Source organism: Streptomyces sp. NPDC007095, assembly GCF_040634475.1.
Taxonomy (GTDB): domain Bacteria; phylum Actinomycetota; class Actinomycetes; order Streptomycetales; family Streptomycetaceae; genus Streptomyces.
Window position 1 is genome coordinate 1 of sequence record NZ_JBEYFS010000400.1, and the last position, 5,690, is coordinate 5,690.

Below are 5,690 nucleotides of genomic sequence, written 5' to 3' on the forward strand. Positions count from 1 at the left end.
GTGCCTTCGTGGCCGACTCCGGCGTCGACGCCCTGGCCGTCGCGATCGGCAGCTCGCACGCGATGACCACCCGCACCGCCGCCCTCGACCACGACCGCCTCAAGCGGCTGGCCGCGGCGCTCGGCGTGCCGCTCGTCCTGCACGGCTCCTCCGGAGTGCCGGACGACGAACTGACCGCGGCCGTCGCGGGCGGCATCGCCAAGGTCAACGTCGGCACCGCCCTGAACATCGCGATGACCGGCGCCATCCGGGAGTTCCTCGCCGCCCACCCCGAAGCCGTCGACTCCCGCAAGTACCTCAGCGTGGGGCGGGAGGCGATGGCGGGGACGGTGGCGCGCCTGATCCGCGTACTGAGCGCCTGACCTCAGCGGTCCCCGGCGTCGACCAGCTTCTCGAAGAAGAACTCGTGCTTGAGGAACGACACGTCGTACTCGCCCCCGGGGTACGGCGGGATCAGCTGCGCCGCCTGGAACAGCCGCCAGCCGTCCTTCAGGGCGTCCACGCCCGACGCGTACGGCGGCTCGTCGCTGTCCCCGGTCGTGGGGGACGTGCGGCCGGTGCCGTCATAGACCGACCAGCCCACCACCTCCGCGTCCAGGGCGGAGGTGGCCAGGTAGAGGACCAGAACCTGCTGACGGACACTCATACTGCCTCCTTCTGGGGGCGGTTGGAGACCCGGGTCACCCAGTGGTCCAGGTCGAAGAAGTCGTCCCCGGTGAGCGCGCGCCACAGCAGGACCCGGTGGTAGATCTCGAGGCGGCCGGTGGCGGGCTCGTACCAGGGGAACGTCGTGGAGAGTTCCCCGGCGACCCGCGGGTCGCCGAGGTCCGAGGTGTCCCACAGCCGCCGCTGCCGCACGGTCGGATTGAAGCGGATCTTGAACATATATCGGACCACGTCGCTGTCGTTGCGCCGCCCGCCGTGCCACAGGCCATGGTGCAGAAACACCACGGTGCCCGCCGGGCAGACCAGCCGGCTCTGCCCGCGCAGATTCTGGTAGCGCCCGGTGTCCGACTCGTTGGTGCGCCGCAGATGGCTGCCCGGCACGCTGAGCGTGCCGCCCATGTCGAGGGTGACGTCCTGCGGGTAGTACATCAGCTGCACGTCGAAGGCGTCGGTGCGCACATCGATGATCGCGTCACCGTGCAGCGGCTGCGCCCGCCCCTCGTGCGGTTCGCGGATGTGGACGTAGTGGTGGTCGACGGCGGGGCCGGGCCCGACGAGGCTCCGCAGGGCCCCGGCCACGGCGGGGAGTTCCAGCAGCCGACGGACGAAGGAACCCGCCGGGTAGGCGGCCGGCACGGAGCTGCCGTAGGGCACCTCGGGCACGCCCGCGCGCAGCACCTCCATGCCCTCGGCGTTCATCTCCGGCGGCACCACGGCGTCCAGCCGCAGCGAGCCGTGGGCCACGAAGTGCGCCATCCGGACCGAACTCAGGAGTGGGGTGTCCGTGGTGTGCTCCAGCGTGTTGGTCATGCGGCTCAACGTAGGGTCGGCGTCGCCGGCGGCGCGTTGGCGCGGCTCACCACTGCTGGTATTTTTTCACCATGCGGGAGACGGAACTGCACCTCGGCGAGCCGCCCGCCGTCGTCAACATCGGCGTCGGCGTGCACGGCGTGGCGAGCCGCACGGACGTCTTCCGGCTGCCGGAGCTGTGGCAACTGCACCTCTACCAGTACGACGCCGAGCTGACCGTCGACGGCACCGCGCACACCATCCGCCCCGGCCGCGTGAGCCTCGTACCGCCCGGCACCACGGTCCGCTACCGCTACCAGGGCCGCTCCGAACATCTCTACGCCCATCTGCGCATCGCCCCCGCCGGACCGCCCCGCACCGTCCCGGTGATGCAGGACGCGGGACCCGAATTCCCCATCCTCTCCAGCCTGTTGCTGAACGCGATCGCGGCGGCACCCGGGGCACCCGAGCACACCCGGGCCGAGATCTGGACCGCGCTGTGGCGCGTCGCCCGGCTCACCCCGCCCACCGCCACGAGCCGCGGCCCGCACCCGGCGGTCGGCACGGCCATCGCCCACATCGAGGCCCGGCTGGCGGCGCCGCTCACCATCCCGGAGATCGCCCGCGCCGCCGGGATCTCCCACAACCACCTCACCCGGCTCTTCCGCGCCGAGACCGGCACCACGGTCGTGGCCTACATCCGCCACCGCAGACTTCAGCGGGCCCACCATCTGCTGCGGGCCTCGACGCTCTCCATCCCGGCGGTCGCCGCCTCCGTCGGCATCCCCGACCTGCAGGCCTTCAACAAGGCGTGCCGCCGCGAACTCGGCGCCTCGCCCCGCGTGCTGCGCGGGGCTACTTCTTGACGGCCCTCAGGACGACGAACTTCGCGTCGCTCGCCACGAGTTCGCTGTTGCCGAAGAGGCGGCGCAGCTTCAGGTGGTAGCCGAGATGGCGGTTTCCGATGACCCACAGCTCGCCGCCCGGCCGCAGCGCGCGCCGCGCCCCCGAGAACATCCGCCAGGCCGTGGTGTCCGTCGTCGCCTGGTGCGAGTGGAACGGCGGATTGTTCAGGACGAGGTCCACGCTCCCGGCGGGGACGTCCGCGAGTCCGTCGCCCACGCGGAACTCCGCGCCCACGCCGTCGGTATTCTCCCGGTACGTCTCCTCGGCCGAGGCGACCGCCTGGTACGACTCGTCCACGAACAGCACCTCCGCCTCCGGGTTGGCCAGCGCCATCGCCGTACCGACGACTCCGTTGCCGCAGCCCAGGTCCACGATCCGCTCGGGGCCCCGGCTGCGCGGCAGGTGCTGGAGGAGGAAGCGGGTGCCGATGTCGAGACGGTCGGCGCAGAACACGCCGGCGTGGTTGACGACGGTACGGCCGGAAACCGGTCCGATGTCGTCGGGGAGCCGGTAGCTGTACGGCCAGGGGTTGGCGGCGCGGGCGATCCCGGGGTAAGGGGTGCAGAAGATCAGCCGGGCCTTCTTCTCGGCCAGCGAGGTCCGGGTCGGGCCGAGGATCCGCTCGAAGAGATGCAGCGTCGAGGTGTGGATCTCCTTGACCATGCCCGTGCCCACGACGACGGTCCCCTCGTGCACGCCGGGCGCCAGCCGGTGCAGCTGGTCCTCCAGCAGGGCGAGGCTCTTCGGCACCCGGACGAGGAGCACGTCGATGCGGCCGGGGGGCGTGTCCTGGGTGGTCAGCAGCCGTACCGCGGCCGCCTCTACCCCGTTGCGGGCCAGGTTCGCCCGGGTCGCCTCCTGCGCGAGGAAGGAGTCGGTGATCTGCGTCGGCCGGTGCGCCGACAGCGCCGTGGCGAGCGCTCCCCAGCGGTCGCCGACCACCACGACCGACCCGGACAGCGGCGTGCCGCTCTCCGCGAGGTGCCGCAGCAGATAGGTGTCGGCGGCGTCCCAGGCACGGAGCTGGTCGCGGGGGTCCTCGGGGAAGCGGGCCAGCGCGTACTCGGCCCAGGGCGCGGTCATCCGGTCGTTCATCGTGGGTCAAGGCTAGCCGAGCCGCAGCTCAGCCAGGTCCGCGCCGGGTCTTGATCAGGTGCGGGCACGGGACGGGCGGGGTGCGCGAGGATGGTGGCATGTCCATGGATGAGGAGCTGTTCCCCCGGAGCCGGGCGGAGATCGCGCCGGGCGCGGTGCATCTGCCGGACTGGCTGGACCCGGTTGCCCAGCGGGAGCTCCTCGAGGCCTGCCGTGCGTGGGCCCGCCCACCGGCCGGGCTGCGTACGGTGCGCACACCCGGCGGCGGCACGATGACCTCCCGGCAGGTGTGCCTGGGCTGGCACTGGTACCCGTACCGGTACGCGCGCACGGTCGCCGACGGTGACGGCGCCCCGGTGAAGCCGTTCCCCGCCTGGCTGGACGAGCTCGGCCGCCGCGCGGTCGCGGACACCCTGGGCCCCGAGGCCGCCACCGCCCCGTACGACATCGCACTGATCAACTTCTATGACGCCGACGCCCGTATGGGCATGCACCGCGACAGCGACGAGCAGTCCGACGCGCCTGTGGTGTCGCTGAGCCTCGGCGACACCTGCGTCTTCCGCTTCGGGAACACCGAGTCGCGCTCGCGCCCGTACACGGATGTCGAACTGCGCAGCGGGGACCTGTTCGTGTTCGGCGGGGCCTCCCGGCTCGCCTACCACGGGGTTCCCCGAGTACACGCCGATACGGCGCCGCCCGAACTGGGCCTGACCGGCCGTCTGAACGTGACGCTACGGGTGAGTGGCTTCCAGGTGCCTTCGGGCGGGGCACCGTACGAGCGGATCATGGGAGACTCGCCCTCATGAACGGCAAGGCGGGCCCCCGGACGGCGGGGGAAGGGAACACGCGGACACGGCTGGACCGGGGGCGCGGGGCGCTCGGACCCGCGCTGGAACTCGTGCACACCGGACGTGCGCCGACGCGTGCCGTACTCACCGCCGAGCTGGGCGTCACCCGCGCGACAGCGGGCGCGGTGGCCGCGGAGCTGGAGGCGCTGGGGCTGATCCGGGTCGACGCGCGGCCCGGCGCGGCGGCCGGTTCGCAGGGACGGCCCTCGCACCGCCTGGAGGTCGCCGAGGACGGTCCTGTCGCGCTGGCCGCACAGGTGCACGCCGACGGGTTCCGCGCCGCGCTGGTCGGGCTCGGCGGCCGGATCGTCGCCACCGCGCCCAGCTGCGAGACCGTCGACGCCGACCCGGCGAAGGTGCTGGGCGCCGTCGTCGAGACCGGAGCGGAGCTGCTCCGCGCGACCGGGCGGCGCTGCGTGGGCGCCGGACTCGCCGTCCCGTCCGCCGTCGCCGAGCCGGACGGGCTCGCCCTCAACCCCCTCCACCTCGCCTGGCCCGCGGGTGCCCCCGTTCGCAGGATCTTCGCCGAGCGGGTGCGCGCGGCGGGCATCGAGGGCCCGGCGTTCGCCGCGAACGACATCAACCTCGCCGCTCTCGCCGAGCATCGCCACGGCGCCGGGCGCGGCGCCCGCGACCTGCTGTGCGTGGCCACCGGGCACCGGGGCGTCGGCGGCGCGCTCGTACTCGACGGGCGGCTGCACACGGGCAGCTCGGGTCTCGCCCTCGAAGTCGGCCACCTCACCGTCAACCCCGAGGGCCGCCCCTGCCACTGCGGCAGTCGCGGCTGCCTCGACGTCGAGGCCGACCCCCTGGCGTTCCTCATGGCGGCGGGCCGCGACCCCGGCCCCGAGGTGTCCCTCCTCCAGCAGGCCAACGACCTGATCCGCACCCGGTACGACCAGGATCCCTCCGTCCGCACGGCCACCGAGGCGCTGATCGACCGGCTCGGCCTCGGCCTCGCCGGACTGGTCAACATCCTCAACCCCGACCGGATCATCCTCGGCGGCCTGCACCGCACTCTCCTCGACGCCGACCCCGACCGCCTGCGCGCCGTCGTCGCCGACCGCAGCCTGTGGGGCCAGAGCGGCGGCGTACCGATCCTCGCCTGCACCCTGGACCACAACACCCTGGTAGGTGCGGCGGAGTTGGCCTGGCAGCCGGTCCTGGACGACCCACCGGCGGCACTGGCTCGCATCTGAGGCCGGACCTGTCGGACCTGCGGCCGGACCTGATACGAGGCCGTCGAGGCGGTAGCGACCCTCTCACGTCCTTGGTGTGCTCAGGCTCCACATGGCCTAGGCCCTGTCGTCAAATTCCCGTCTGCCCCGCGACGCCATGCACGCACTCTCACCGCACCAGGCACAGACCCAAGTACGTCCAGTACGA

The 5,690-nt window shown here is 72.8% G+C and carries 7 protein-coding genes; 4 read left to right on the plus strand and 3 right to left on the minus strand.

Going from position 1 to position 5,690, the window contains the following annotated elements; genetic code table 11:
- Positions 1 to 362, plus strand: a 362-nt coding sequence (locus tag ABZ656_RS55835; RefSeq protein WP_360280121.1) for a class II fructose-bisphosphate aldolase, incomplete at its 5' end; no start/stop codon positions are given.
- A gap of 2 nt (positions 363 to 364) precedes the next feature.
- On the opposite strand, the gene ABZ656_RS55840 is transcribed toward ABZ656_RS55835, so the two are convergent.
- Both ABZ656_RS55840 and ABZ656_RS55845 read right to left on the minus strand, forming a co-directional pair.
- Positions 365 to 646, minus strand: a complete 282-nt coding sequence (locus ABZ656_RS55840) for a hypothetical protein (protein WP_101407499.1) — start codon at positions 644 to 646, stop codon at positions 365 to 367.
- Positions 643 to 1,476, minus strand: a complete 834-nt coding sequence (locus ABZ656_RS55845) for a phytanoyl-CoA dioxygenase family protein (RefSeq protein WP_101407498.1) — start codon at positions 1,474 to 1,476, stop codon at positions 643 to 645. Before ABZ656_RS55845 ends, ABZ656_RS55840 begins: the two co-directional genes overlap by 4 nt.
- A 71-nt stretch (positions 1,477 to 1,547) precedes the next feature.
- On the opposite strand from ABZ656_RS55845, the gene ABZ656_RS55850 reads away from it, so the two are divergent.
- Positions 1,548 to 2,321 carry an AraC family transcriptional regulator gene (locus ABZ656_RS55850; RefSeq protein WP_101407497.1) on the plus strand — a complete coding sequence of 258 codons (774 nt, stop codon included), beginning with the start codon at positions 1,548 to 1,550 and terminating at the stop codon, positions 2,319 to 2,321.
- Here ABZ656_RS55850 and ABZ656_RS55855 read toward each other — a convergent pair.
- Positions 2,311 to 3,456, minus strand: a complete 1,146-nt coding sequence (locus ABZ656_RS55855; RefSeq protein ID WP_180362705.1) for a methyltransferase — start codon at positions 3,454 to 3,456, stop codon at positions 2,311 to 2,313. The two genes, ABZ656_RS55850 and ABZ656_RS55855, sit on opposite strands and share 11 nt — an antisense overlap.
- A gap of 104 nt (positions 3,457 to 3,560) precedes the next feature.
- Between ABZ656_RS55855 and ABZ656_RS55860 the strand changes: the two genes are divergently transcribed.
- The gene (locus tag ABZ656_RS55860) at positions 3,561 to 4,262 is read left to right on the plus strand and encodes an alpha-ketoglutarate-dependent dioxygenase AlkB (protein WP_360280129.1); all 702 of its coding nucleotides are present in this window, start codon (positions 3,561 to 3,563) and stop codon (positions 4,260 to 4,262) included.
- Entirely contained in the window at positions 4,259 to 5,503 is a 1,245-nt protein-coding gene (locus ABZ656_RS55865; RefSeq protein WP_360280126.1) for an ROK family protein, read from the plus strand. Before ABZ656_RS55860 ends, ABZ656_RS55865 begins: the two co-directional genes overlap by 4 nt.
- Positions 5,504 to 5,690 lie beyond the last annotated feature (187 nt).

What these genes read in the sequence shown, in the direction of transcription:
- ABZ656_RS55845 (WP_101407498.1), bottom strand. Translation starts at nt 1,476, where the DNA reads ATGACCAACACGCTGGAGCACACCACGGACACCCCACTCCTGAGTTCG.
- ABZ656_RS55840 (WP_101407499.1), bottom strand. Translation starts at nt 646, where the DNA reads ATGAGTGTCCGTCAGCAGGTTCTGGTCCTCTACCTGGCCACCTCCGCC.
- ABZ656_RS55865 (WP_360280126.1), top strand. Translation starts at nt 4,259, where the DNA reads ATGAACGGCAAGGCGGGCCCCCGGACGGCGGGGGAAGGGAACACGCGG.
- ABZ656_RS55860 (WP_360280129.1), top strand. Translation starts at nt 3,561, where the DNA reads ATGGATGAGGAGCTGTTCCCCCGGAGCCGGGCGGAGATCGCGCCGGGC.
- ABZ656_RS55855 (WP_180362705.1), bottom strand. Translation starts at nt 3,456, where the DNA reads ATGAACGACCGGATGACCGCGCCCTGGGCCGAGTACGCGCTGGCCCGC.
- ABZ656_RS55850 (WP_101407497.1), top strand. Translation starts at nt 1,548, where the DNA reads ATGCGGGAGACGGAACTGCACCTCGGCGAGCCGCCCGCCGTCGTCAAC.